The sequence below is a fragment of the Planktotalea sp. genome (assembly GCF_018607995.1).
Lineage (GTDB): Bacteria > Pseudomonadota > Alphaproteobacteria > Rhodobacterales > Rhodobacteraceae > Planktotalea.
Genome location: NZ_JABBAL010000003.1, coordinates 1 through 25,482, shown reverse-complemented (window position 1 = coordinate 25,482; position 25,482 = coordinate 1). Strand labels below are relative to the sequence as shown.

Sequence of the window (25,482 nt, the reverse complement as noted above, 5' to 3'; positions counted from 1 at the left end):
GGATCGCCATTATTACGCTTCTGGTACCAGTATTTCACGTTTACCCACATGGTTTGCGGGGGAAACAAGCCCCTGATCTTCCATTTGTTCAACTAAACGCGCAGCCTTGTTGTAACCAATCGCCAATTTGCGCTGAATATAAGAGGTCGAGCACTTACGATCCTTAACCACAATCGCAACAGCCGTGTCATAAAGCGCATCTTCGCCATCAGTATTGCCGCCAAGTCCCAGAACCGTGTCGATGCTGCTGGCCGTATCATCAGACGGGCCTTCAACAACACCGCTCATATAGTTTGGTGGGCCATAAACCTTGAGGTGGTTCACAATTTCTTCGACTTCTTCATCGCTTACAAACGGACCATGGCACCTCGTAATCTTCGCACCACCCGCCATATAGAGCATGTCACCCATACCCAAAAGTTGCTCCGCGCCCATTTCACCAAGGATCGTACGGCTATCAATTTTCGAGGTTACTTGGAACGAAATGCGTGTTGGGAAGTTGGCCTTGATCGTACCGGTGATAACATCAACAGACGGACGCTGTGTCGCCATAATCAGGTGAATACCAGACGCACGCGCCATCTGCGCGAGACGTTGAATACACGCTTCGATTTCCTTGCCCGCAACCATCATCAGATCCGCCATTTCGTCAACAACGACGACGATGTAGGGCATTTTCTCCGGCTGCGTCTTTTCCGTTTCAAAGATCGGTTCACCCGTTTCATCATCAAAGCCAGTCTGCACAGTGCGCGAGAACATTTCGTTCTTTTTCAACGCATCGTCGACGCGAGAGTTATAGCCATCAATGTTACGCACGCCCATTTTGGACATCTTGCGATAGCGCTCTTCCATCTCGCCCACAGTCCATTTTAGAGCGACAACCGCTTTTTTCGGGTCGGTCACAACAGGGGACAGAAGATGTGGAATGCCGTCATATACGGACAGCTCAAGCATCTTCGGGTCGATCATGATCAAGCGGCACTCTTCCGGTGTCAGCTTGTAAAGCAAGGAAAGTATCATCGTGTTGATCGCCACGGATTTACCAGAACCGGTCGTGCCCGCGATCAAAAGGTGGGGCATCTTGGCGAGGTTTGCCACGATGGGATCGCCGCCAATGTCCTTGCCCAAAGCAAGAGGAAGTTTCTGCTGACCGTCACCGAAGTCACGGCTTGAAAGGATTTCACGCAGAACTACTTTCTCGCGGTTCTCATTCGGCAGTTCTATACCAATAACAGAGCGTCCCGGCACTGTAGACACACGCGCGGACAGCGCAGACATGGAACGCGCGATATCATCAGAGAGACCAATCACGCGTGACGCTTTTAGACCCGGTGCAGGTTCAAGTTCGTACATGGTGACAACTGGACCCGGACGCACAGAGACAATCTCGCCTTTGACGCCGTAATCATCCAAAACCGCCTCAAGCATGCGCGCGTTTTCTTCCAAAGCTTCATCGCTCAAGTGGTGACGTTGAACTTCAATCGGGCTTTCCAACAGGTTCAAAGGCGGCAGTTCAAAGGCCGCGGCACTGTCAGCAAACTTTAACGTTGGTTGAGCCTCTGCCTTTGCGCGCGTGGAGGGTTGCACAGGCTTGCGCTGCGTATGTTGCACAACGCTTTTCGGTTCTAGCGTCAGGATATCCATAACAGGAGCATAGGTTGCCATCGCTAATTCATCGACTTCTGGCGCATTGTCAAAGCTTGGTGCATCGACCAGCTCTGATTGCGGCAAGTATTCTGCTGGCATCGCATCAAAAGCCATTGCATCTGGTTGAAGCGTTGGCTCAACGACTGGTTCAGGATCAGCGTAAAATTTTGATATCATTGATATTGACTCTTGCGGAACAGGTTGCTCCGAAGACTGTTGCGCCTGGAAAGACGCGCTCATCGGGGGTTCAACGCGCATATTCGGTTGCGCCGTATCGACAACAAGCGGCGTCGGACCACGACCACGTGCCTTTGCAGGATGTGACGTTTGCGGCGGTTGCGTCACCATGTGATTGTGCGCACGGCTTTTGATCACGTCAGAAATTTTGCTTTTGATGCGATCATCCGTTGGCATTTGCGCGTAGTTTTCGCTTTGTTCATATTCGACCAGCTCTGGCTCTGGCAAAGGCTCTGCGCGCTTGATCAAAGATGGCATCCGCGCGAGCAGGCCAAACTTCTCTTTTTCAGGCACTGGCGCTGGTGTCGGTTCCGGCTCTTCAAAAACTGCCTCGTGCACAGGCTCAGGCGTTGCAAAGCTCATCGGTGGCTCATCCGCCAAACGACGGGCTGCGCGGGCTTCGTCTTCTGCACGAAGCGTTTCACGTTTCTCAGTTTGGCGTGCTTGCATCGTACCAGCCGCACTAACCGCACCTGTTGCACCCTTGCCGATCAAACGCATCACCATGACGGTGGTCACGACCACGCCAATTACGAGGAATCGCGCGCCTTCTTTCAGCTCATAACGTGTGACACCCAAAACAAAACCAAGTATGACAATTGATCCAACGGCCAAAAACAGCGCGAGTAGCTTAAGGCCGAAGGCAGCGCTGAAAGGTAGGAACGTCAAGAACGCGCCGAGTACAGTGTCGCCAAACAAACCACCCAAACCAAACGCATGCGCCCAAGCGGCACCCGGCAGCAAAGAGGACGCGTAAACTGCGCAAACAACCACAGCAATCGGCAAGAAGATCAAACGGCCCAGCGCACGATCTGCACCTTGATGTAGAATGAAACGCACGCCCCATCCAAGTGCAAAAACAGGGATAACCCACGCCGCTTTGCCCACAATCATGAACAAAAGTGCTGCAATCGACGCGCCCATTTGACCCAGCATATTTTGCACAGGCGCATCCGTCGCAGACAGCCAGCTCGAGTCCGTCGGCGTGTAAGACCCAACGACCATCGTGGCCAGAATACCAAAAACAATCAGCGCTGCACCAATCATCTCTTTGCCGCGTTTCTCAATCATGGCCTGCATGTTGCTATCCAAGAGTGGATCACGTCCGCGTGCTTGATATGCCATCCCGTACCTCGTCTATTATGCGAACAGACAGTCGCGGATTTGGATCAATCCTCGCTGCATTTCGTCTTTTGGGGCCACCATAGCGACCCGAATGTATTCACGGCCAGGGTTTCCCTGATCCGTGTCTTTACTCAAATATTCACCCGGCAAAACGCGCACGCCCGTCTCTTTCCAGAGCTTCAGCGCAGCCTCTTCACCATTTTCAACAGGTAGCCATAGGAAAAATCCGGCGTTCGGTCCTCGATAGCCTTGCACATTCGCGAAAATTTCATCCGCGATGCGGTATTTTTCTTGATAAAGAGCGCGGTTCTCGTCGACATGTGTGTCGTCCGCCCATGCTTTTTCGGCGACCTTTTGCAAAGGCAGCGGCAAGGGCGAACCAGAATAGGCGCGCAATTGTTTTATACGTTTGATGCTTTCAGCGCCGCCAGTCACAAAGCCCGAACGCAAGCCAGGCAAGTTCGAGCGTTTAGAAAGCGAATGAAACACAACGACCGTCTCAGGGGCGGCACCCATATCCTGCGCAACCTCCAAAGCACTGACAGGCGGCGTATCGCGGTATATCTCACAATAGCATTCATCCGCAAAAATCTGGAAATCATACTGTTCGGCAAGCGCGATAAGTTCACGCCAGAACTGCTCCGACGCGACTGCGCCTTGGGGGTTCGCGGGCGAACACATGTAAGCGATGGAAGTGCGTTTCAACACATCCTCGGGCAAGGCTGTAAAGTCAGGCAAATGTCCAGACGCCGACGTTGCATTAACGAAAACAGGTTCTGCGCCAACGGAGATCGCGGCGATCATATAAACTTGGTAGAATGGGTTGGGCGTCAGAACGATCGGCTGCGCACCGTTTTTCGTTTCAGGGCAAAGCGCCATGGCAGCATTATACAAGCCTTCGCGCGTGCCGTTCAGCGCCATAACTTGATTAGATGCATCAACATCGGCCCCAAAACGACGCTTTAGCCAATCGGCAATCGCGCCTTGCAACTCAGGCGTGCCATCATTCGGGGGATATTTGTTAAAACCTGCAGCGTTGTCGGCGATAATCCCTGAAACCCAGTCAGGAAAGGCATGTTTCGGCTCACCAATAGTCATGTGCACCACGTCACCGCCCGGTTCGTGATGGTCTAATAGACTACGCAAACGCGGAAACGCGTATGGCGGAAGGTTCGAAAACCGCTCAGGGAACATATTCTAGTGCCTCAATATCGGGATCATTTTCGCCCCGTTGAGACTAAAGTAACCTAAGCGCGTGCCTCACGTCCAACAAAAATCGCAAGTTTCAGAACAACTTGTGGCATTTAGGCCAAAGCGGCCTCTGTGGCGGCTCCAATGCGTAGCAAACGTTCCTCCTGCATCGGCAAAGTGTTGAGCATAATACCACAGCTTGGCACACCCGTTGGCAGCGTTAGCGCGCAACATCCCATAAGGTTACCAATGCGCGTGTTGCGTAGCGCTATTAGATTTCGTTCCACATAAAACGCTTCATCCACCTCCAGATCTGCAATCTTGGGCGGCAAGATCGCACATGACGGGATAAGCACAGCGTCGTATGCCGCGATGCGCGCGTTCCACGTTTCGCGCAACGCGTTCAAGGTTTCCCAAGCGGCGACATAATCTGGTGCAGAGAAATTTTCGCCAGCACGGAAACGGCTCAAGACCTGCTGAAACATGACGCCAGGATTAGCTTCGATTTCGGTGCGCCACATGCCATAGGCTTCCCCTGGATAAAGCGGACCCGCATGCGAGATCGCTTCGATCACTTCAGGTGCCTCGATTTCAACGATGTCTGCGCCTGCGATTTTCAGTTTAGCAACCGCCCCCTCAAACGCGGCACGCGGCTCAGGCTCTAAATCGTCCAGCGCCAAAGTCTTCAAAATCGCAAAGCGCACACCTTTCAAACTTGCTCCACGTAAAACAGGCGCGACTGTTCCTTCCAAAGCAGCAAGCGCAAGCGCCGCATCTTCAACCGTGCGAGCCAAAGGCCCAACCGTGTCAAAGCTTTTCACCAAAGGTACAACACCTTTCAAGGAAACCCGTCCTGCCGTGGTCTTCAAGCCAACCAAATCATTCCAAACCGCAGGTAAACGCACCGACCCACCCGTGTCAGATCCAATCGCGAGGGGCGCAATATCGTGAGCGACAGAGGCTGCCGCCCCTGACGACGATCCACCAGACACGGCATCTGGATCATGCACACAAGGCGACGTTTCCGTCACTGGGTTATAGCCCAGACCAGAGAAGGCCAGTTCGCTCATATGGGTTTTGCCGATGCAAACAGTGCCCATCATCGTGGACACGCGCAAAACTTCCGCATCTTCGCTTGGGACACGATCCTTGAGCAATGCACTGCCCGCTTCCGTCGCGATCCCTGCTGTATCAAAAAGATCTTTCCAACTGATCGGCACACCATCAAGTGGTGACAGACGGTGACCTGCTTTCGCACGCGCGCTGGCGGCAGCAGCTTCAGCCATCCCGCGCTCCGGCGTGAGGCGCGCATAGATGCGATGGCTCATGGGATGGGCGCTCGCCGCATCAAGATAGGTTTGCGCCAGATCCACCGGATCAATCTCGCCCGCTTCAATTCCTCGGCCCAGCGCAGCGGCGCTCATCTTTAACCAATCTTGCATCTTTATTCTCCCTTTCGTCGCAGCGTAGCGGCGCCAAAGCGCATGGACAATCCTGCGCACGCACCCATATTGCAAACTATGAAATTAGATACCGATCTTATCATTGTAGGTGGCGGCTTGAATGGCTCCGCTTTGGCGCTTGCCGCCGCGCAAGGCGGGTTGAGCAGCACCGTGATTGACGCGTTGGCTTTGGACACGCAAAAGGATCCCGAATTTGACGGGCGCTCTTATGCTTTGGCGCTCGCGTCGCAACGGCTGTTGAACGCGCTTGGTCTTTGGGATGGCTTGGCAGATGATGCTCAACCCATGCTGGAAATCAAAGTGACCGACGGGCGTGCGGGCGAAGGTCCTTCACCGTTTTTCATGCATTTCGATCATGCGGAAATCGAAGAAGGACCGATGGGCTACTTAGTCGAAGACCGCTATCTGCGCCGCACTTTCTTGAACGCAATGGACGCGAACCCTTTGATCACACTCCTCCACAGCGAAACCGTGATTGCGCAAGACACATCGCCTCTTGGTGCTGCTGTGACGCTTGCCTCTGGTGAAATGTTGCGCGGACGTGTCCTTATTGGATCAGACGGGCGCCGCAGTGGCACGGCTGAACGTGCAAAGATCAAACGCACAGGTTGGGGCTATGGCCAGACCGCGCTGGTTTGCGCAATCACGCATGAAAAGAGCCACAACGGGATTGCGCATCAGTTCTTTATGCCCTCAGGGCCTTTGGCGATTCTGCCTTTGACAGGCAATCGCAGCTCTATTGTTTGGAGCGAAACAGAAGAAAACGCCAAACTCATTCATGCCCTCCCTGACGCGGAGTATCTGGACGCTTTGCGCCCCGCGTTTGGCGATTTCCTGGGATATATCCAACTTGCAGGCGCGCGATTTACCTACCCTCTAAACCTCACCATTGCGAACAACTTCACCGCAGAGCGCCTCGCCCTCATTGGCGATGCCGCGCATGGTGTTCACCCGATTGCAGGGCAAGGTCTAAACGCTGGATTGCGGGATGTTGCAGCATTGGCGGAGGTGATAACCCTTGCCCAAAGGCGCGGTGAAGACATCGGATCAGCCCTCGTGTTGGAGAGATATCAACAGTGGCGCCGCTTTGACACGGCTACGCTTGCGGTTGCGACAGATACTTTTAACAAGATGTTTTCTAATGATAATCCAATCCTACGCATGGGTCGTAATCTGGGAATGGGTCTAGTGAATTCTGTCCCAAGCCTGCGTCGCACCTTCATTCGCGAAGCTGCAGGACTGACGGGAGATTTGCCAAAATTGATGACAGGTAGACCGCTCTAGTCGAGCTTGCGCGCCTCATCCAGCAACATCACAGGGATGCCATTTCGAATAGGAAAAGCGAGACCCGCCTTCTTCGATACCAGCTCCTGCGCGTTTGCATCGTACTCCAAGCCACTTTGCGTGTGCGGGCAAATAAGCGCCTCTAGCATATGCGGATCAAAGTCAGGGGCGTCGTTCTCAATGCTCATTGCATCATTTCCTCTGCATCCCCGCCGCGTAAGAAATATTCGATCAAGGTGACCAATGTTTCGCGGCGTGTAGATAGGCTTGGCGCTTCCAGAAGCGCCTGTTTATCTTCAGGTTCGAAATCAAGCATCATCGAGAGCGAATTGACCAGCAATTCGTCATCCGCATCCTTCAACGTTTCCCAATCCGCACTTAAGTCACGAACGGTGAAATATTTTGAAAGGAGGTTCAAAAAGGCCTCGCGATCATAAGGCGTATCTATTTCGCCCTCCTTGCGATCTTGTTCGAAGCCATCCCAATTCAACTTGACGCGGCGATAGGGCATGAAACCTTCGACTTCACCCACGAGACGAAACCGCGATACGCCCGCAAGCGTGAGCATATATCGCCCGTCTTCCATTTCAGAAAACTGCGTAATGCGACCCGCGCAGCCAATCTTGTGCAAGCCCTTTTCATCCCCCGTCCGACCCGGATTAGGCTGGATCATCGCAATAAGACGTCCTTGTGTTTTCAACGCATCATCCACCATCGCGAGATAGCGCGGTTCAAAAATGTGCAACGGCAAGCGCGAACGCGGCAAAAGCAAAGCACCGGGCAAAGGAAAGGCCGGCAAGATATCGGGGAGGTCACCAATTTTCTTCATGCTCTTGATATAGCCCGTCAGCGCGATCAGGCAAATATCATCGAACTCAATTTGCGACGGCCATTCAAAACGATGGGATCTTCTGGCTTGAGTGCATCGAATATAGTGAAAAGCTGCGTTTTTGCAGCGCCCTCGTTCCATTCGCGATCACGTCGGAAGATTTCCAATAATGCGTCGACAGCGTCTTCTGTTTGCTCATCGGCATTCAGCGCAACGGCAAGATCAAAGCGCGCTTGAAGATCATCTGGATTAGCTTCAACCGCCGCTGACATCTCCGCCAAAGGCCCCGCTTGCTCCGCCTGCCGCGCGAGCGCGATTTGCGCGAAAGCCGCTTCAATCATCGCCGCAGATGAAATATCCGCAGGGACACCGTTTAACACAGCCTCCGCTTGATCCGCTTCGCCCATCGCCAAATGCGAACGCGCAAGACCTGCATAGGCTGCGACGCATTGATCGTCTTCTTCCAAGATCGCCGCGAAAGTTTGCGCCGCATCACTTGCGTCGCCTTCCTCTAGCATCATCGTTGCTGCCTCAATCGCGTCGTCCAAGCCGCCCGATGGGTCGCCGCCGCCGGCTTCAATCACACGCGCAACAAAGGCTTTGATCTCGGAGGGCGGCAAAGCGCCTTGAAAGCCATCAATTGGCTGACCTTTGTAGAACGCAAATACAGCAGGGATTGATTGGATTTGCATCTGCCCTGCGATCGTCTGGTTTTGATCCACATCGATCTTCGCCATCTTAACGGCACCATTGGCTGCCATGACTTCAGCTTCCAATGCGGGGCCAAGCGTTTTGCACGGTCCACACCAAGGTGCCCAAAAATCGACTATAACAGGGACCAAGTCAGACGCTTCCACCACGTCTTTCATAAAAGTGCTTTCGTTGACGTCCATGATCAGATTAGCCGTGTCCGTCGCAGTACCTGTGCCCAGTTCAATCATCGCTCATCGCCTTATTTGTCTCTGTGTTGTGCTCTAGATGGCCCATCACCCTCACTTTCGCAAGGGCCAGCGCATTAGAGATCAAACGTCGCAAACACAGGCGCATGATCCGACGGCTTTTTCCATCCGCGCGCTTCACGCAAGACACGCGACGAATGGGCAGCAGAAGCGATATCACCAGTTGCCCAAACATGATCCAAACGTCGGCCTTTGTCAGCAGCGTCCCAATCCTTGGCGCGGTACGACCACCAGCTATAAAGCTTGCCCTCAGAGATATCCGCGCGCGTGACATCATGCCAATCACCCGCCGTCATGACCTCGCCCAGATGTTCCACTTCAATCGGAGTGTGGCTGACAATCTTGAGCAGCTTCTTGTGATCCCAAACATCATCCTGACCCGGAGCGATGTTCAAATCGCCGACAAGGATGCTCTTTTTAGGGCTTTTCATTTTGAACCAATCCCGCATTTGGGTGAGATAATCCAGTTTTTGTCCGAACTTCTCGTTCTTATCACGGTCCGGCACATCACCGCCCGCAGGCACGTAGAAATTGTGGATCGTCACACCGTTTTCGAGCTGCCCAGCAATATGACGCGCATGACCAAGCTGCGCAAAATCCTCGGCCCCAACTTCCTTGATTGGCAGTTTGCTCAGGATCGCAACGCCGTTGTAGCCCTTCTGTCCCCGCGCAACCATATGGGTGTAGCCAAGCGCCGCGAATGCTTCCGTCGGGATCAACTCAACAGGCGATTTACATTCCTGTAGGCACAGCACATCCGGCGCTTCCTCTTGCAGCAATTTGCACACAATCGGCTCGCGTAAGCGCACGGAGTTGATGTTCCAAGTAGCAAGAGTAAAACTCATGGCGCGTCCTTTTTCAGATGAGATTGCGCCAAACTAGCCTAGATGCCGTTCGGTGCAAGCAACACTTTGCCAGACCGCTCCCCCGCCCACGTGTAGCGTGCAGCTTCGCTGATTTCTTCAAGCGTGAACACACAATCAATCGGCGCATGAAGCGTACCCATTGCCACCGCTTTGGTCAGCGCGCCATAGGTCACCATGCGCTCTTCTTTGCTTGCGCGTTCAAACCAATTCACGAGCCAGAACCCACGCACGCGCACGTCACGGAAAATCATCGCACCCGCCTGCATCGACGCAGCTTCATTCGACATCGCCCCGTAATTCACAAGCGTGCCGCCAACTTCCAAACTTTCGCCAAGACGGCCGAACGTGTCACCCGCCACCGCATCAAGCGCGAGCTTCACCTTCGCGCCGCCCGTCGCCTGTTTCACGCGTTTCACCAAATCAGGGCCGTCGACAAGAACCACATCAGCCCCTTGATCAAGCAGGCCTTGCACAGCACTTTCACGGCGCACCACGCAAACGGTTTTCACACCCATGCCCTTGGCAAGCTGTACGACATAGGTGCCAACCGCAGAATTCGCAGCACTTTGGATGATCCAATCACCCTCGGCCAGTTCAATGAAATCCGTCAACAAAAGCTGCGCGGTCGCAGGATTTACCATCATCATAGAAAGCTGATCGACATCGCCCTCAGGCATCGGCACGAACGCTCCTGCAGAGGCAACGACCTCACTGCGCCACGTCCCCACGCCAGCTGGCAGCAAGACAAGCTGACCGACAGACAGCCCACGCACTTCGCCGCTTACCTCAGTGATCCGACCAATCCCTTCATTGCCAGCAATCGCTGGTAAGGGTGGGCGAACACCGTAGTTGCCCGACACTTGGATCAAATCTGACGGGTTAATCGGTGAACGCAGAACATCCGCACGTGCTTGGCCCGGTTCCAAAACCTCGCGGGCCACCTCTTCAAGGCTTAAGACCTTGGTCGGGTCACCAAACTCAGAATAAACAACTTGCTTCACAGTTTCAGACATCCGACAGGCTCCAGTTTATATTGTCGACAACACGATGCCTGTCGGGCCGCCACAAGTTAACCCCACGCGCCGCAACGTCACGCTTAAACTTGCCAAATAAACTTTGGAGGTTAACTCGCCGTAGCCTCAATCATAGGCGACGGTCTCATATTCGATCTCGTTCTCGCCACTGAAATAGAACCGCTCTCCCGGCTCATAATCTTGATGCGAAAATCGCTAAGCTGACAAAAATGCGAAATAGTTTGGATGGTTGCATTAGTTGCGGATGCTTGTCGCTTGACGCCTGCGCCCTCTACAATCCTGAAGACACACTAGCGCAGCACGGGGATGGGCCGGTCATTTCCTTCAGCCTCGACCGTTAGCCAAAAAAAGACCCGGGGCTTTGCCCGGGCCAGTCCAACAGAGAGGTGTATACCATAAACCGGATATACGCGGTGTCTCATCTTGGTCATTTAATCATGAATACGAGGTTAAACCTTGATTTAGATCAAAACTATTCGCGCTCATTCAAAGTTAAAATCTCAAGCTATTAATCTATACCCACCAGATTCAGTTACAAGAAGGCGCGCATTTGACGGATCTGGTTCAATTTTTTGACGAAGACGATAAATATGAGTCTCCAGGGTGTGCGTTGTGACGCCTGCATTGTAGCCCCAGACCTCATGCAAAAGCATGTCGCGCGGCACGACGCCCTCTGTCGAGCGGTAAAGAAACTTCAGGATATTCGTTTCTTTCTCCGTCAAGCGGATTTTCTTTTCGTCCTCTGTAATCAGCATCTTCATCGACGGCTTGAACGTGTAAGGACCCAAGCTAAACACAGCATCCTCAGATTGCTCATGCTGTCGAAGCTGTGCGCGAATACGCGCTAGAAGGACAGGAAACTTGAAGGGCTTAGAAACGTAATCATTTGCACCAGCATCCAAACCAAGGATCGTATCCGCGTCGCTGTCATGACCCGTCAGCATCAATACAGGACTTTTCACACCTTGCTTACGCATCAAACGGCAAAGCTCACGACCATCCGTATCGGGCAAGCCTACATCGAGGATGATCAAATCGTAAAGCGAGTCTTTGACGCGCTCCATCGCGGTTGCACCTGAATCAGCCTCAAAGACTTCGAAGTCTTCGGTCATCACCAGTTGCTCAGAGAGCGCTTCGCGTAGATCATCGTCATCATCGACAAGAAGGATATTCTTAAGCTGTGCCATTGGATCATCTCCTATCCGCTATTGTTATAGTCATGCGTCTGCATGCGGCATTCGACAAGTTTTGTGGCACTCCCTCACGTCCATGTGTTATTCAACCTTGATTTGTTTCATATTCCTCGGCAATCAGGGGCGTTCTGTAGCAAAGTGTTTCAAAGAGCGGTGGGCAAAACATGAATTTAGCACCAGATCCATCCGAAAAAATCGCACGCGCGCGCGGTGATTTACGTATGGGCGTGCCGATTGTGATCATCGATGGCCCCGTTGGGATCTTGGTTCAAGCGACAGAAACGCTTACTCCAGACCGCGTTGCGGATGCCCGCGCATTGCCGGGTGACACAGTTTTGAGCATTACAGCACGTCGCGCAGAAACCCTAAAGGCGCGCCCTTATGATGGCGATCTTGCGCGCATTCATGTTCCAGAAAATGCTGATCTGCGCTGGATTATAGCGCTCGCAGACCCTGCTGACGACTTGCGCACCCCAATGAAAGGGCCGTTGCACTCCGTACGAAACGGCAAAGCGGACGCGCATCGCGTCGCTTTGCGCTTGGCGAAAGACGCGCGCTTGCTGCCCTCCGTCTTGATCACTGATCTCGAAAACCCAAGCGACTTTGCAACGAAACATGACCTTACAACTCTGTTTACTGTGCAAGTTGAACCTTTGCTCGGCGTCTCAGCGCATTACTATGATATCGTTCATGCCCGCCTGCCGATGGAAGTGTCCGACAAAGGTCAACTCCACGTGTTTCGCCCCGATAATGGCGGGGAGGAGCATTACGCGATCATTGTGGGCGCACCTGATCGCAATCAGCCAGTGCTCACCAGACTGCACTCCGCGTGTTTCACAGGTGATCTCATGGGGTCACTCAAATGCGATTGCGGGCCACAGCTTCGTGCCGCTCTCGCTCAGATGGGGGCCGAAGGGGCGGGCGTTCTTTTGTACCTAAACCAAGAGGGACGCGGCATCGGCCTTGCCAACAAGATGCGCGCCTACTCATTGCAAGATCAGGGGTTTGATACGGTCGAAGCCAATCATCGTCTTGGTTTTGAAGATGATGAACGCGATTTTCGGATTGGCGCCGCGCTGTTAACCAAACTTGGCATTGCGCAGGTCCGCCTTCTTACAAACAACCCCGCAAAGATCGACATGATGCAAAAGACAGGCATCGCCGTCAGTGAACGTGTTGCCTTGAAAGTCGGCAAAAACCGTTTCAACGCTGACTATCTGCGCACCAAGGCCACCAAATCGGGGCATTTTTTGTGACCCCCTATGACCTTGTGCTCACGCCAAAAGGCGTCCGCTTTGCAGGTCGCCTCTATCCCTGCACACATGGGAAGGGCGGTATCGTGACAAACAAACGCGAAGGTGACGGCGCGACACCGCGGGGTATCCACCGCATTGTAGGGATGCTTCATCGCCCAGATCGTCTTAAACAGCCAACGCCGATGGCAAAGCCAATTGGTCCGCGCGATCTTTGGTCTGACGAAGCAACAGATGCGGCTTACAATCACCATGTCCGGGTGCCCTATCCCCACAGCCACGAGACGTTAAGACGTGCTGATCCACTCTATGACCTCGTGATTCTAACTGATTGGAACTGGCCCAACGCGACCCCACATAAAGGCTCGGCAATCTTCATCCACCAATGGCGAAGGCCGGGATATCCGACCGAAGGTTGTATCGCATTTCGACGTGACCACCTGCACGACATCGCATCGAAAATCACACAAAATACACGCCTCATCGTGCGGTAAGGCAAATCTTCCTATTTCCATAAATATCCTGGGGAGCGCCAGGGATTAGCCCCTCGCCTAGATCCGATGAGGCACTCATCGGACAGCCCTCAAAGCTCATAAGCGCGATCACCAAAGATAGCTGATCCAACACGAACATGCGTCGCACCCAGCGCAATCGCACGCTCAAAGTCACCGCTCATGCCCATCGAAAGACCCACAACCCCATTGCGTGCGGCTATTTTCGCAAGCAGCGCAAAATGCAATGACGGCTCCTCATCCGCAGGTGGGATGCACATCAAACCTTGAACAGGCAAATCAAATGAGCGGCATTCTTCGATAAAACCGTCAGCTTCCTGCGGAGAAACGCCTGCCTTTTGCTCCTCTTCACCGGTGTTTACTTGCACAAAAAGCTCCGGACAACGGCCCAATTCCTGCGCCAAACGCGCTATGGTCTTGGCAAGCTTCGCACGATCGACTGTGTGAATTGCATCAAACAATTCCATCGCTTGGCGGGCCTTGTTGGTTTGCAAAGGTCCGATTAGATGCACTGAAACATCGCTGAACTCTTCTTTAAACGCGGGCCATTTGCCAGCGGCTTCTTGCACACGGTTTTCACCGAACACGCGGTGACCTTGCTTTAGAACCGCGTGAACACGTTCGTTGGGCTGGACTTTGGACACAGCTATGAGCTGCGCGCTACCTGCACTGCGGCCTGCATCGTTTTCCGCTTTCGCAAATTTTTTTTTAATTTCTCGCAAAGACATATACGATCCTCTGTTTCAAACCTGAGGTAATACGCATCACTCAAAAAGAAAAGGACGGACAAGTGATTGCATTCTGCAGCTCACGCAAACACAAAATGCGTGATCAGACCAGCATACACATGAGCTTTCTTGCAGGACTACGTGTCATGGAGATAGCAGCACTAACGGTTGGTGATGTGTATGATACTGCAGGTGCAGTGCGCAGTCAGTTCAACATCACAGGCACACAGGCCAAAGGCTGCAACACCAGGGCCATATATGTGAACAACAAGCCAAGTGTGTGCTAACATAGTATCACGCATGTGTAGCGGATCGCGCAGCTGATGCACCCCTTGTTTCTCACACAGCAGCGGAGCAGCTTCTCAGCCAATACCATATGCCTGCTGTTTCTGAACATATACTCTGACTTTGAACTCAAAGGTGCCAGCAGCCACAGTGGACGCAGAACCTTCATCACCAAGTTTGCCAACACAGGAATCAATGTTCGCTTGTTAGCTGCATTTGCAGGTCATCAGCACATTAGCACCACGCAGCGCCATATTGATGTCAACGACGCACAGCTCGCAAAGGCAGTAGAAGCTTATATAGTTAACAGCTCTGCAGTGATTAGCACATCACTGTCACTGGATTAGCATCTACGAGCGCAACGTGGTTACGATCTACACAGGGTAAATATCAAGCTATCAATTGTTCGCGCATTGTATCAATGCCAAACGTAATCCTTTGCGCTCAGACTCAAGCAAGTGCTCTGTAACTGAGTTGAGATAAGCAACACATCCAGCCCCAACAATAACCATCATATGGCAACAAACCAGAGCGCACCTATCACCGTGTTGTAGTTGAGTACGCCGCTGTAGTTGGAGAGTTAGTAACGCTCTTACACACAGTCATACCCAAAACGTGAAAAGAGCGGACCAAAGCCCGCTCTTTCCCTTACTTCATATCCAAATTGGATTAGAAAGAGAAGGATACACCGAGACCAGCAACTGTTACGTCATTGTTCTGACCAATTGTACCAACAAGCGATGCACCACCAAGATCATGTGACACCTGAGCGCCTATGTAATCTGTAGTGGTTGTACCACCGTCAGTGCTGAACTCTGCACCAAATGCAAGAGACGTTGCATCAGAGATATCGTAAGAAAACGTGAGTACGGCGTCATTGTCGCTGTTTAGACCGAGGTTGGCTGCATAGTTGCCGCCGCTGTAACCAGCCTTAAACATCCAACCATCAGCTGTGTTTACACCTAGGCCCAAGTTAAAGCCGTTCATTGTGTAGCCCACACCGACTTCTTGCTCAAGGCCGCCAACATCGGTAGATGCTGCAACAGTCAAATCGCCCGTTTTGTACATGACCAAGACGTTGTCTCCACCGTCGTTTTGTACACCAACAATTGAGTTGTCATTGCCAACGACACCACCACGGTTGAAACCGAGGTATGTTGTTACACGTGCGGTGTTGCGCATCGCGCCGTGTGTTGCACCAACACGCAACGTGAAGCCACCGGAGGTCATGTTAACCTGGTTGTGCTCCAACTGACCGTTGTTGCCATTGCCACTCTCTGTGATACGCGCAGACGCGCCAAATGCAACACCTGCATCTGTTTCAACAGAAGCGCCAAAAGTTATGCGAACACTGTGGATAACGTCAGTTGTAGCATCAGTTGTCGCATCACCAGCGTTGTATATAACACCCATGTGTGCGTTGCCACCTACGGATAGGTCAGCGGATGCGATGCCTGCTGTTGCGATCAAAGCTGTCGTTGCGAAAAGAACATTTTTCATTTTGTTTCCCTCGGGGTTTTTATTCTCGTGCCTAGCTCCGGGGAATCCGTACTAGGTCTATGTGGTTTTTCGCTCTTTTCGTGGTGACTTTGCAAGCCTCCCAAAACATGGCGCAAGAAAGCTCTGCGAAATGGTGCAGCTTTGCCACAGTGGGTCTCACCAACAAAAAGCTGTGATTGGTGACAATATTCGCAAAGTCCGTGGCAGTGTTATATAAGCGAAAACACTTGCCCCGACCTATCGACGGGTTTAGGACAAAGGAAACAAAGGCTCAGGCAGGAAAATGACACACATTCGCTCCGCTCGACTTCTTTTCATCGCAACGGCATGCATCGCTCTTGCGGGATGTAATGGTCTCAGTTCTGGCAACAGCTCGTCTGCAAGTGCCGCAAATACCAACGACGCTGACGACGCTCAGAATGTCAGCTCGATCTGGGATGTACTTCAACGACCTGATGCGAACAACAACGTTCAAGTGAACAAATACCTATGGAACGCGTCCTTAGAGGTTCTCAACTTCTTGCCTGTTGAATCCGTCGATCCATTCTCTGGCGTCATTACAACGGGCTATGGTCGCCCACCAGGCGGCGGACGAGCATATCGTGCGACAATCTTGGTGAATGACCCTGCACTTGAAGCACGGTCTTTGAATGTTGCCATGCAAACACGGAACGGCCCTGTCAGCGTTGGCACAGCCCGCGCCGTTGAGGACGCGATCCTTGCACGCGCACGCCAATTGCGTATTGCAGACGGTCGTCTGTAATCAGGCCTCCGCCAATTAAGAGACCCAATCAAGCTGCTTAGGCAGACTTTGGGTCTTTAGATCATAAGGTTTCAAAACAAAATCACGTGCTGCCTTCCTAAGTCGCGCGCGCGTCTCATTATCTTCCAAAAGCGCATTCGCTTTCTCAACGAACGCACCCACATCAAAGAAGTCGGTAAGCCAACCAGTCTCATCATGCTTAATCGCTTCCAGACCTGGGGCTGTATCAGACGCGAGAATCGCTGATTCTATGCTCGTCGCTTCCAAAAGCGACCAGCTTAGAGCGACCGGGTAGGTCAGATACATGTGCAACCGGCTGACCTGCGTCATCGCCAAAAACACATCATAGGACACACGCCCCATGAAATGCACGCGCGCCCAATATTCGTCAGAAATCTACTCGCGCGCTTCATCCATGTAGATCTGCTTCCAAGTTTTCCCACTTGGCGGACGTGAGCCATAGCTGACCTCATCATCCCGCGTCACACTTAGATCGTCCGAGATTTTCAAGACTGCATCGGCGTTGGGCTTCACCGTTTCCGTATCAATACCATCATGAATCACGCTAATTTTGTCGCGAAACGGCTCTGGAAACGTCGCTGCTTGAAACTGCGTCGAACTTATCCCCGTATCGCCAATATCAAAATGCAGCGCGTTGTTCAGATTACGCAATCGCAAGCGAAGCGCATTGCCGCTCAAGTCAGGGGTCGAAAACTCTGGGTCAAAATTCACTGTCTCGCCCGAATCCAAATGATATAGCTTACAGTAGAGCCCCAATTTGGCATTCGGCCACACGTCCTTCTGCACATAGGTTCGCCCCAGCCGTGATGACCAAGAATGACATACGGCTCTAACCCCTTGTTTTTCATAGTCAATTCTTGGCGATAACAGGCCTCTTCACGAATAACTTTTGTTTCCAAATTCAACAGTCAAGGATGCACATCTTTCGAGGATGACCGCGTGATCCGATACGGGAACAGGGTCAGGCCCTTCCAGACCGTACGTTTCTCCACCTTTGGTTTTGGTGAAAACACCTGATGCCCTTGCGTAACCAAAGCAAGTGCCCAATGATTGTACTGACCAGGAAAATTCTATTGGATAATAGGGATTTGCATGTGAAACGGCATGCTCTTTTTTTGGTAACTATAAAAACAGCAATGTGGCACGCCAATGGCGAATTCTGGGAGGTCTTGGCTCTGGACGCTTTAAAGACCATCGCATATCAGGTTTGAAACAGTTTTTATGGCGCAAACACGCGCAAAAAGGATCACGCTCATGCAACGCTATGACGCCACCACCATCGAAGCGAAATGGCAGGAGGCTTGGAATACCGCCAACACCTTCAAAGCCGAACGTGATGAGAGCAAGCCAAAATACTTCGTTTTGGAGATGTTTCCCTACCCGTCAGGCCGCATCCACATGGGCCATGTGCGCAACTACACCATGGGCGATGTGATCGCGCGCTATAAGATGAGCACGGGCCACAATGTTTTGCATCCAATGGGTTGGGACGCATTCGGTATGCCAGCGGAAAATGCCGCGATGGCGATTGGCGGTCATCCTAAGGATTGGACCTATTCCAACATCGCAGACATGCGCAAGCAAATGAAACCGCTTGGCTTGTCGATTGACTGGTCCCGCGAATTCGCGACCTGCGATGTCGATTACTACGGCCAGCAACAAGCGCTGTTCCTCGATTTCCTCGACGAAGGTTTGGTTTATCGCAAGAACGCAGTGGTGAACTGGGATCCAGTCGACATGACGGTTCTAGCCAACGAGCAGGTAGAAGCGGGCCGCGGTTGGCGCTCTGGCGCGTTAGTGGAGCGACGCGAGCTAACACAATGGTTCTTCAAGATCTCAGATCACTCCGAGGAATTGCTTTCCGCTTTGGACGGTTTGGACAATTGGCCGGCCAAAGTGAAGCTGATGCAGGAAAACTGGATCGGAAAATCGCGTGGTTTACAGTTTACTTTTTCTACGATTGAGGCGCCTGACGGCCATGACCGCATCGAGGTTTACACGACGCGCCCCGACACACTGAATGGTGCGTCTTTCGTTGGCATCTCACCAGACCATCCGCTCGCCAAAAAGCTTGAAATAGATAATGCCGAGATGCTGGCGTTCAATGAGGATTGCCGCAAAGGTGGCACCACCGCGGAAGAGATCGAAACAGCGGAAAAAATGGGTTTCGACACTGGTCTGCGCGTGCGCCATCCGTTTGATACAAGCTGGGAACTGCCTGTTTACATCGCCAATTTTATCATGATGGATTACGGTACGGGCGCGATCTTTGGCTGCCCTGCACATGACGAGCGCGACTTTGAATTCGCTGCGAAATACGCCCTGCCAATCACGCCGACATATTTGCCATCCGAGGACGCTTCGCCCAACTTGGAAAAAGCCTACGTTCCTGCGAAGACAGAAAAGGTTTTCTATAACGGCGGGTTCGCGGGTGAGCAGTGGCAGACTGGCAATGAAGCGATCAACGCCGCCATCGCATTTTGCGAAGAGAACGGCATCGGCCAAGGCGTCACCAAATACCGCCTGCGCGATTGGGGCCTGTCGCGTCAGCGCTATTGGGGTTGCCCTATTCCTGTTGTGCATTGCTCTGATTGCGGCGTGGTTCCTGAAAAGAAAGAGAACCTGCCGATCGAGCTGCCTTATGATGTAACCTTCGACACACCCGGCAATCCGCTGGATCGTCACCCTACATGGCGCAATTGCTCTTGCCCCAATTGCGGCAGCCCTGCGCAGCGTGAAACCGATACTATGGACACTTTCGTGGACAGCTCATGGTATTTCGCACGCTTTACCTCGCCCAATGCGGAAACGCCCATTAATCTGGAAGACGCAAACTACTGGATGAACGTCGATCAATACATCGGCGGGATAGAGCATGCGATCCTCCACCTGCTCTACTCCCGCTTCTTCGCCCGCGCGATGAAGATCACAGGCAACCTGCCCGCAAAAGCGATTGAGCCGTTCGATGCATTGTTCACACAAGGAATGGTGACCCACGCGATATACAAACGCGATGGACAGAATGGACGTCCTGTTTATTATTATCCCGAGCAAGTCGATCTGAAAGACGGCAAAGCGTTTCTCAAGGAAGACGGCTCTGAGGTAGATATCATCCCATCTGCGAAGATGTCGAAATCCAAGAACAACGTTGTTGATCCTTTGAACATCATCTCCGCGTTCGGTGCTGATACCGCGCGTTGGTTTGTTCTCTCTGACTCCCCGCCAGAGCGCGACGTCGAATGGACCGCCTCTGGCGCGGAGGCATCGTTCAAACATTTGGGGCGCGTTTGGTCGCTCTGCGAGAAGATCGCCGATATGGACAAAGACGCCAGTGGCGCGAGCGACGAAAACCTTTTGCGCGAAATGCACAAAGCCATTCGTGATGTGACGCTAGGTGTTGAAAGCTTCGGTTTCAACGCGGCTATCGCTAAGCTTTATGGTTTCACAGCAACACTGAGCAAATCGAAAGCAAGCCAATCCGCACAAAAGCAAGCAATCATGACGCTTGCTCAGCTCATGGCACCCATGACGCCGCACCTCGCGGAAGATATCTGGATGCTTCAGGGCGGCGAAGGGCTGATTATTAATGCTCCATGGCCCGTCGCTGATGAGGCGATGTTGGTGGAAAACAGTGTGACCATGCCGATTCAAATCAACGGTAAACGCCGCGCAGAAATCACTGTGCCAACCGACATGTCCAAAGAAGAGGTTGAAAAAATCGCGCTCAGCGATGATGCTGTGCTGAGATCACTTGACGGGGCGTCGCCTAAAAAGGTGATTGTTGTTCCAGGGCGGATCGTGAATGTCGTACTTTAAAAGAAGACATTTTTTATTGGCTGGGCCCGCTATGCTTCTCACTAGCGCTTGCAACTTCATGCCAGTCTACGCACCGGACGGGGCGGGATCAAAACTGGAAGGGCAGATCTTCATAACTGCGCCCGAAGCGAAAGACACGTATCTTTTGACTCGTCGACTTGAGACGCGATTAGGCCGTGCAAACCCCGCGCCAATGACTCTTTCGGTTATTGTATCTCACGGCCTAGCGGGTCTTGGAACCACAGCGACGGGTGCCGCCACGCGGCTCCATCGACGTGGCACATTGCGCTATACGTTGAAAAATTCCGCAACCAAGGCGAATATCGATAGCGGCAGTTTCTCTAACTTCGTTGGCTATTCGGTCACTGGAAACACGGCAACATCCCTTGCGGCAGAACGCGCATCGGAAGAGCATTTGATGAATGTCCTCGCAGACCAGCTTGTTGATCGTTTACACCTTATTGATCCTAAACTGCTACCATGAAACTGTCCCCGCGCGAGGCATCTGGCTATTTCGTCAAACCGGACGCGAGCAGAACAGGACTGTTGATCTACGGGCCCGATGCCATGCGGATTGCCCTGAAACGCCAGCAAGTTATTGCCGCGCTTATTGGCCCTAAGGGGAAAGAGGAAATGCGCCTTGCGTGTATTCCAGCGGCTGACTTGCGCAAAGACCCCGCGGCTTTGATCGACGCGATGACCGCGCAAAGCTTCTTTCCTGGTCCACGTGTTGCCTTTATTGAAGATGCGAGCGACGGATTAAGCAAAGTGATCGAACCCGCGCTAGAGGAATGGCGCGATGGCGATGCGCAAATCGTTGTCACCGCGGGGCAACTGAACGGACGCTCTGCTCTGCGCAAACTATTCGAGGGGCATTCGAATGCCTTTGCGATTGGTATCTACGACGATCCCCCTTCTCGCGGAGAGATTGAGGCAGAGCTTACGCGTGCCAAAATCACAATGCCTGAACGCGATGTCATGGATGATCTGACAGCCTTATCAAAGGACCTCGATCCCGGTGATTTCCGACAAACTTTGGAAAAGTTCGCACTCTACAAGCTAAATGATCCAACACCGCTCTCCAGCGACGACATCGCCAATTGCGCGCCCACCTCGACAGAGGCAGGTCTCGATGACGTTATCAACATCGTGGCCGAAGCCCGCTCTGGAGAGATCGGGCCAATCATGTGCAAGCTTCAAGCGCAAGGTGTGCAACCTGTCGCTCTCTGCATAGCAACGCTCAGACATTTCAAAACGCTCTACGCCGCTGCCAGTGATCCGGGTGGTGCTGCGCAAGGCATCGGTAAACTACGACCACCAGTTTTTGGTCCGCGCCGTGATCGAATGCTGCGACAAGCACAAGCATGGGGAATCTATAATCTTGAGGCCGCTTTAAGCCTGATCGTCGATACGGATCTGAAACTCAGAAGCGGCAGCCAACACGCCCCGGCGATGGCACTTGTGGAACGTTGTCTCATTCGCCTCGCCATGATGGCGCGCAAATAAACTGTAAGGAAATCTATGCATGTATGAAGTTTTTGGAACAATCGCGAGCCGCACTTTTCGTGTGCTATGGGCCTTGGAAGAACTGGGCGAACCCTATGAATTGATTGCCGTTAAGCCCCATGATTCTGCACTGACGGCTGTGTATCCTTCAGGAAAAGTGCCTGCATTGCGCGTGGATGGGCAGACCATCAGCGATTCAACTGCGATCATGACCTATTTGTCCGACAAACATGGTGTCCTTTTAGCGACAGCTGGCAGTGTTGAACGTGGTCAGCAAGATGCAATGGTCCACGCGATTATTGATGAAATTGACGCAGTTCTGTGGGCGGGCGCACGTCACAGCTTTATCCTGCCAGAAGACCGCCGTGTACCTGCGGTGAAAGACTCGCTGAAATGGGAATTTAATCGCAACGTCAATCGGCTTGCGGAGCGGATTACGACGCCTTTCGCCGCTGGTGAAACCTTTACGATTGCCGACATCATTCTAACCCATTGCTTGAATTGGTCGATCAGCGCCAAGTTCGACTTTGAGAGTGAAAAAATGCAGGCCTATGCAAAACAAATGCGCGCGCGCTCCGCATTTCAACGCGTTAGGGCGCTGGGGTAAGCCCGAGATAACGCGCCGCCCCGCGTCCAGCGGTGCGGCCAGTCGCGAAACACGCGGTAAGCAAATAGCCACCAGTTGGAGCCTCCCAATCTAGCATCTCGCCTGCACAAAATGTGCCGGCCTTTTTCAAGAGCATCAAATGTTTATCAAGCGCAGCTCGAGAAACGCCACCACTTGTAGAGATTGCATCGTCCATCGGGCGCAACCTGGCGTTATGCAGCTTTAGATTTTTGATTACATTCGCACACTCGCTTGGGGCCTGCGGCAAAGGGTAGGCCCATTCGTTCAACAACGCGAGTTCATGCTTTTGTAATTTCAATGCACGCCGCAAATGGTTCGAGAAAGACGACTTGCCACGCGGTTTTGAAAGCGCCACTGCGACGCGGTTAAGGGTCCAATCAGGTTTCAGATCAACATAAAGCGCATGGCCTTCGCGCACACCATTCGAAACAGAATAGATCCCCCCCCCTTCAAGACCCTGCTGGGAGATGACCGCCTCACCACGGCTCGTACATGGACCGGAACGGAATGCGACAGCTTTTAGCGCGGTGCCAAAATGGGGCTGCATATGCGCGCTCCACTCAGCAGCTATACCGGCGTTTGACGGAGCAAATTGCTTAAGATCTATGCCTTGAGCTGTAAAGGCCTTCGCCCATGCCCCATCAGATCCAAGATGTGACCAGCTGCTGCCACCTAATGCGAACACCGCTACATCGGTCTTAAGTGCTTGGTGCCCTTCTGGCGTTCCAAAAACCAGTGCATCCCCATCCCAACCTGACCAAAGCCATTTGGTTCGGACCGTAACACCCCGTTGTACAAGCCTCTCAATCCAGGCCCGCAAAAACGGTGAGGCCTTCATCGCTTTCGGAAACACGCGACCTGAAGAGCCGGTAAACACCTCTTGTCCAAGATTGTTGGCGAAAGACATCACCTGTTGGGGGCCAAAGTCATCCAACATCGGGCGCAACCATGGCTCTGCGTCCTCATAACGAGAGGTGAAAGCGGACAAAACCTCGTCCATCGTCAAATTCAACCCGGACTTGCCAGCCATAAGGAATTTTCGGCCCAAGGACGGTTTGCCCTCGATCACAATCACCTCTGCGCCTGCGCGAGATAATTCGTCCGCCGCCATCAAACCTGCAGGTCCGCCGCCAATGACAATAGCTGTCTTCATGTGGCCCTTGTGCGAATTTCGCCTTTGAGTTCGACAATGCGTTGCAGATAAGGAATTTCGATCCCATTCTCTTTCAGCGCATTCCAAACAATGAACAACACATCCGAAGTAAAATTATGGAGCCGATGATCAATGCCATTTACCCAGAATTCTACCGCGAAATTTACACCACTGTGACCAAAACTGCGTTGTCCGCAATCCCGCCGGAACGGCTCCGCCAATACTTCGGGATGTTTTGAGACAGCCTTTTCCACAATGTCAGGAACGAGATTGATATCGGTATCATAACTGGCAGAAAATGGAGCTTCATAACGGTTCGCTGATCCACTATCTGAATGGTAAACAACCCGTGTTGTAATGAAATCCTCGTTTGGAACTACAATCCAGCGACCATCATATGTCTCAAGAATCGCAACGCGTGCAGTGATCTTAACAATTGTACCAGCCTCGCCCCCATCAAGTTCGACGTAGTCCCCGATAGTGGCCCGTCCTTCCAGCAGCAAGATGACACCAGAAATGAAATTGGATGCGGTTTTCTGTAGGCCAAAGCCAAGACCAACACCAATCGCCCCCCCTAGAACTGCAAGCGATGTAAGTGAAATACCCATGATATTCATAAGAACAAGGAAAGCCGCACAAAAGATTACGATCTCGGCAGTCTTAGATGCCAACTCGCGCGTAGCAGGGCGCATCTCTTCCTGCTTCGCTATAAAGCTCGAGGATTGATCGTTGGACCAACGTCCAAACCAGAATATGATGCCACCTAAGACTGCAAATCTAACCAAAAAGAGTAGTGCGAACGACAGGTTGCCCAATGGAAAAACCATCATGTCCAAGTTTGCCGCGAATTCCAGCAGTCCAACAGCATGGCAAGCAGCCATCGGAACAAGAACGAATTTGCCTAATAGCTTAAGAAGCCTGTCCTTGGTGATTCGATCTACAAGGGTGCACGCTGCAAGGAATAGAAAGACCCGCTTACCGAACGCGATGACTTCGCCGCTTGCAAGTATTGAGCGTGTCACGCTCTCGCCCAGCCCTGTCAGACCATAAGCGAGAAGTGGCAAAAACAGCGGAGTGAATATCAATACAAAGCGTCGTGCCTTAGCGAAGATGTTTTGCTGTTCGGCCTGAGGAGTTAGCAATCGTGCCGCAAAGGGCCGTAGTTTTCGTGTTAGAAAAACCGCCAAAAGATACGCTGCAATTAGAATAGCGAATTGTGACCACGCAGCCGGGCTTAAAAGCCAGCTTTTAGCGAGCTCACAACCTTGCGTGGCGTATTGTATTGCTTTCTGGATGATTTCAAGTTGCTGTCTAAGGTCCATGACTGTGTCCACAACTTGACATGCTAAGTATCTGACATGATCGAACCAAGATTTCCATAAGAAACCTTTTTTACAGAAATTATATTGGGTGGCAGGTTACGGAGGTTCATCGGTACATAGAGATTTGGATTACTGGGATTGGCGGTGACCTACTCTCCCACGTCTTA

Annotated in this window: 24 protein-coding genes and 2 pseudogenes; 11 read left to right on the top strand and 15 right to left on the bottom strand. The window is 52.4% G+C overall.

Going from position 1 to position 25,482, the window contains the following annotated elements:
- Positions 1–12: 12 nt before the first annotated feature.
- From QZ280_RS00970 to QZ280_RS00960, 3 genes are all read right to left on the bottom strand, one after another.
- Positions 13–3,009: a DNA translocase FtsK gene (locus QZ280_RS00970; protein ID WP_293440261.1), complete on the bottom strand. Its 2,997-nt coding sequence runs from the start codon at positions 3,007–3,009 to the stop codon at positions 13–15.
- 15 nt (positions 3,010–3,024) lie between these two features.
- Positions 3,025–4,203 (bottom strand): aminotransferase class I/II-fold pyridoxal phosphate-dependent enzyme, encoded by a 1,179-nt coding sequence (locus tag QZ280_RS00965; RefSeq protein ID WP_293440260.1) that lies wholly within the window; start codon positions 4,201–4,203, stop codon positions 3,025–3,027.
- A gap of 110 nt (positions 4,204–4,313) precedes the next feature.
- On the bottom strand, positions 4,314–5,642 hold the full coding sequence (locus QZ280_RS00960) for an amidase family protein (RefSeq protein ID WP_293440258.1): 1,329 nt from the start codon (positions 5,640–5,642) through the stop codon (positions 4,314–4,316).
- A gap of 42 nt (positions 5,643–5,684) precedes the next feature.
- Here QZ280_RS00960 and QZ280_RS00955 point away from each other — a divergent pair, with 42 nt between their 5' ends.
- Entirely contained in the window at positions 5,685–6,947 is a 1,263-nt protein-coding gene (locus tag QZ280_RS00955) for a UbiH/UbiF/VisC/COQ6 family ubiquinone biosynthesis hydroxylase (RefSeq protein WP_293440256.1), read from the top strand.
- Here QZ280_RS00955 and QZ280_RS00950 read toward each other — a convergent pair.
- From QZ280_RS00950 to QZ280_RS00930, 5 genes are all read right to left on the bottom strand, one after another.
- Positions 6,944–7,135: a Trm112 family protein gene (locus QZ280_RS00950; RefSeq protein ID WP_293440254.1), complete on the bottom strand. Its 192-nt coding sequence runs from the start codon at positions 7,133–7,135 to the stop codon at positions 6,944–6,946. The genes QZ280_RS00955 and QZ280_RS00950 overlap by 4 nt on opposite strands.
- Positions 7,132–7,776 (bottom strand): LON peptidase substrate-binding domain-containing protein, encoded by a 645-nt coding sequence (locus tag QZ280_RS00945; protein WP_293440252.1) that lies wholly within the window; start codon positions 7,774–7,776, stop codon positions 7,132–7,134. The genes QZ280_RS00950 and QZ280_RS00945 overlap by 4 nt, the downstream gene beginning before the upstream one ends.
- Positions 7,777–7,802: 26 nt before the next feature.
- A complete protein-coding gene (locus QZ280_RS00940) occupies positions 7,803–8,717 on the bottom strand; it encodes a co-chaperone YbbN (protein WP_293440251.1) in 915 nt (304 codons plus the stop codon).
- 74 nt (positions 8,718–8,791) lie between these two features.
- Positions 8,792–9,580 (bottom strand): exodeoxyribonuclease III, encoded by a 789-nt coding sequence (locus QZ280_RS00935; protein ID WP_293440250.1) that lies wholly within the window; start codon positions 9,578–9,580, stop codon positions 8,792–8,794.
- A gap of 38 nt (positions 9,581–9,618) precedes the next feature.
- Positions 9,619–10,614, bottom strand: a complete 996-nt coding sequence (locus QZ280_RS00930; RefSeq protein ID WP_293440249.1) for a zinc-dependent alcohol dehydrogenase family protein — start codon at positions 10,612–10,614, stop codon at positions 9,619–9,621.
- 197 nt (positions 10,615–10,811) lie between these two features.
- Here QZ280_RS00930 and QZ280_RS00925 point away from each other — a divergent pair.
- Positions 10,812–10,976: pseudogene (locus QZ280_RS00925) on the top strand (redox-sensitive transcriptional activator SoxR); the annotation flags it as partial.
- Between the two features lie 159 nt (positions 10,977–11,135).
- Here the strand turns inward: QZ280_RS00925 and QZ280_RS00920 are convergent.
- The gene (locus QZ280_RS00920; RefSeq protein ID WP_293440248.1) at positions 11,136–11,822 is read right to left on the bottom strand and encodes a response regulator transcription factor; all 687 of its coding nucleotides are present in this window, start codon (positions 11,820–11,822) and stop codon (positions 11,136–11,138) included.
- 170 nt (positions 11,823–11,992) lie between these two features.
- Between QZ280_RS00920 and ribA the strand changes: the two genes are divergently transcribed.
- Together ribA and QZ280_RS00910 are read left to right on the top strand one after the other, a co-directional pair.
- Positions 11,993–13,084: a GTP cyclohydrolase II gene (gene ribA / locus QZ280_RS00915; protein WP_293440246.1), complete on the top strand. Its 1,092-nt coding sequence runs from the start codon at positions 11,993–11,995 to the stop codon at positions 13,082–13,084.
- Positions 13,081–13,575: a L,D-transpeptidase family protein gene (locus QZ280_RS00910; protein ID WP_293440244.1), complete on the top strand. Its 495-nt coding sequence runs from the start codon at positions 13,081–13,083 to the stop codon at positions 13,573–13,575. Before ribA ends, QZ280_RS00910 begins: the two co-directional genes overlap by 4 nt.
- 89 nt (positions 13,576–13,664) lie before the next feature.
- On the opposite strand, the gene QZ280_RS00905 is transcribed toward QZ280_RS00910, so the two are convergent.
- Positions 13,665–14,321, bottom strand: coding sequence for a YggS family pyridoxal phosphate-dependent enzyme (locus QZ280_RS00905; RefSeq protein ID WP_293440242.1), 657 nt, complete (start codon positions 14,319–14,321; stop codon positions 13,665–13,667).
- Positions 14,322–14,416: 95 nt separating this feature from the next.
- Here QZ280_RS00905 and QZ280_RS00900 point away from each other — a divergent pair, with 95 nt between their 5' ends.
- Positions 14,417–14,608 (top strand): hypothetical protein, encoded by a 192-nt coding sequence (locus QZ280_RS00900; RefSeq protein ID WP_293440240.1) that lies wholly within the window; start codon positions 14,417–14,419, stop codon positions 14,606–14,608.
- 36 nt (positions 14,609–14,644) lie between these two features.
- Complete coding sequence (locus QZ280_RS00895) at positions 14,645–14,953, top strand: tyrosine-type recombinase/integrase (protein ID WP_293440238.1); 309 nt, start codon at positions 14,645–14,647, stop codon at positions 14,951–14,953.
- A 322-nt stretch (positions 14,954–15,275) separates the two neighbouring features.
- Here QZ280_RS00895 and QZ280_RS00890 read toward each other — a convergent pair whose 3' ends face one another.
- Positions 15,276–16,106 carry a porin gene (locus QZ280_RS00890; RefSeq protein ID WP_293440236.1) on the bottom strand — a complete coding sequence of 277 codons (831 nt, stop codon included), beginning with the start codon at positions 16,104–16,106 and terminating at the stop codon, positions 15,276–15,278.
- A gap of 283 nt (positions 16,107–16,389) precedes the next feature.
- Here QZ280_RS00890 and QZ280_RS00885 point away from each other — a divergent pair, with 283 nt between their 5' ends.
- Positions 16,390–16,869, top strand: coding sequence for a DUF3576 domain-containing protein (locus QZ280_RS00885; protein ID WP_293440234.1), 480 nt, complete (start codon positions 16,390–16,392; stop codon positions 16,867–16,869).
- Positions 16,870–16,884: 15 nt separating this feature from the next.
- Here the strand turns inward: QZ280_RS00885 and QZ280_RS00880 are convergent, their stop codons facing one another.
- Positions 16,885–17,232: a glycosyltransferase gene (locus QZ280_RS00880; protein WP_293440232.1), complete on the bottom strand. Its 348-nt coding sequence runs from the start codon at positions 17,230–17,232 to the stop codon at positions 16,885–16,887.
- Between the two features lie 33 nt (positions 17,233–17,265).
- Positions 17,266–17,738, bottom strand: a pseudogene (locus QZ280_RS00875) (hypothetical protein).
- Positions 17,739–18,144: 406 nt separating this feature from the next.
- Here QZ280_RS00875 and leuS point away from each other — a divergent pair.
- Genes leuS through QZ280_RS00855 form a run of 4 tightly spaced genes read left to right on the top strand, consistent with a single transcriptional unit; the run spans position 18,145 to position 22,819 of the window.
- The gene (gene leuS / locus QZ280_RS00870; protein ID WP_293440230.1) at positions 18,145–20,706 is read left to right on the top strand and encodes a leucine--tRNA ligase; all 2,562 of its coding nucleotides are present in this window, start codon (positions 18,145–18,147) and stop codon (positions 20,704–20,706) included.
- Positions 20,707–20,737: 31 nt separating this feature from the next.
- Positions 20,738–21,190 (top strand): LPS assembly lipoprotein LptE, encoded by a 453-nt coding sequence (gene lptE, locus QZ280_RS00865; RefSeq protein ID WP_293440228.1) that lies wholly within the window; start codon positions 20,738–20,740, stop codon positions 21,188–21,190.
- Entirely contained in the window at positions 21,187–22,212 is a 1,026-nt protein-coding gene (gene holA, locus QZ280_RS00860; RefSeq protein ID WP_293440226.1) for a DNA polymerase III subunit delta, read from the top strand. The genes lptE and holA overlap by 4 nt, the downstream gene beginning before the upstream one ends.
- A 19-nt stretch (positions 22,213–22,231) precedes the next feature.
- On the top strand, positions 22,232–22,819 hold the full coding sequence (locus QZ280_RS00855) for a glutathione S-transferase family protein (RefSeq protein WP_293440225.1): 588 nt from the start codon (positions 22,232–22,234) through the stop codon (positions 22,817–22,819).
- On the opposite strand, the gene QZ280_RS00850 is transcribed toward QZ280_RS00855, so the two are convergent.
- Both QZ280_RS00850 and QZ280_RS00845 read right to left on the bottom strand, forming a co-directional pair.
- Positions 22,803–23,993 (bottom strand): TIGR03862 family flavoprotein, encoded by a 1,191-nt coding sequence (locus tag QZ280_RS00850; protein ID WP_293440224.1) that lies wholly within the window; start codon positions 23,991–23,993, stop codon positions 22,803–22,805. The genes QZ280_RS00855 and QZ280_RS00850 overlap by 17 nt on opposite strands.
- Positions 23,990–25,315 (bottom strand): mechanosensitive ion channel domain-containing protein, encoded by a 1,326-nt coding sequence (locus tag QZ280_RS00845; protein WP_293440222.1) that lies wholly within the window; start codon positions 25,313–25,315, stop codon positions 23,990–23,992. Before QZ280_RS00845 ends, QZ280_RS00850 begins: the two co-directional genes overlap by 4 nt.
- Between the last annotated feature and the right edge of the window lie 167 nt (positions 25,316–25,482).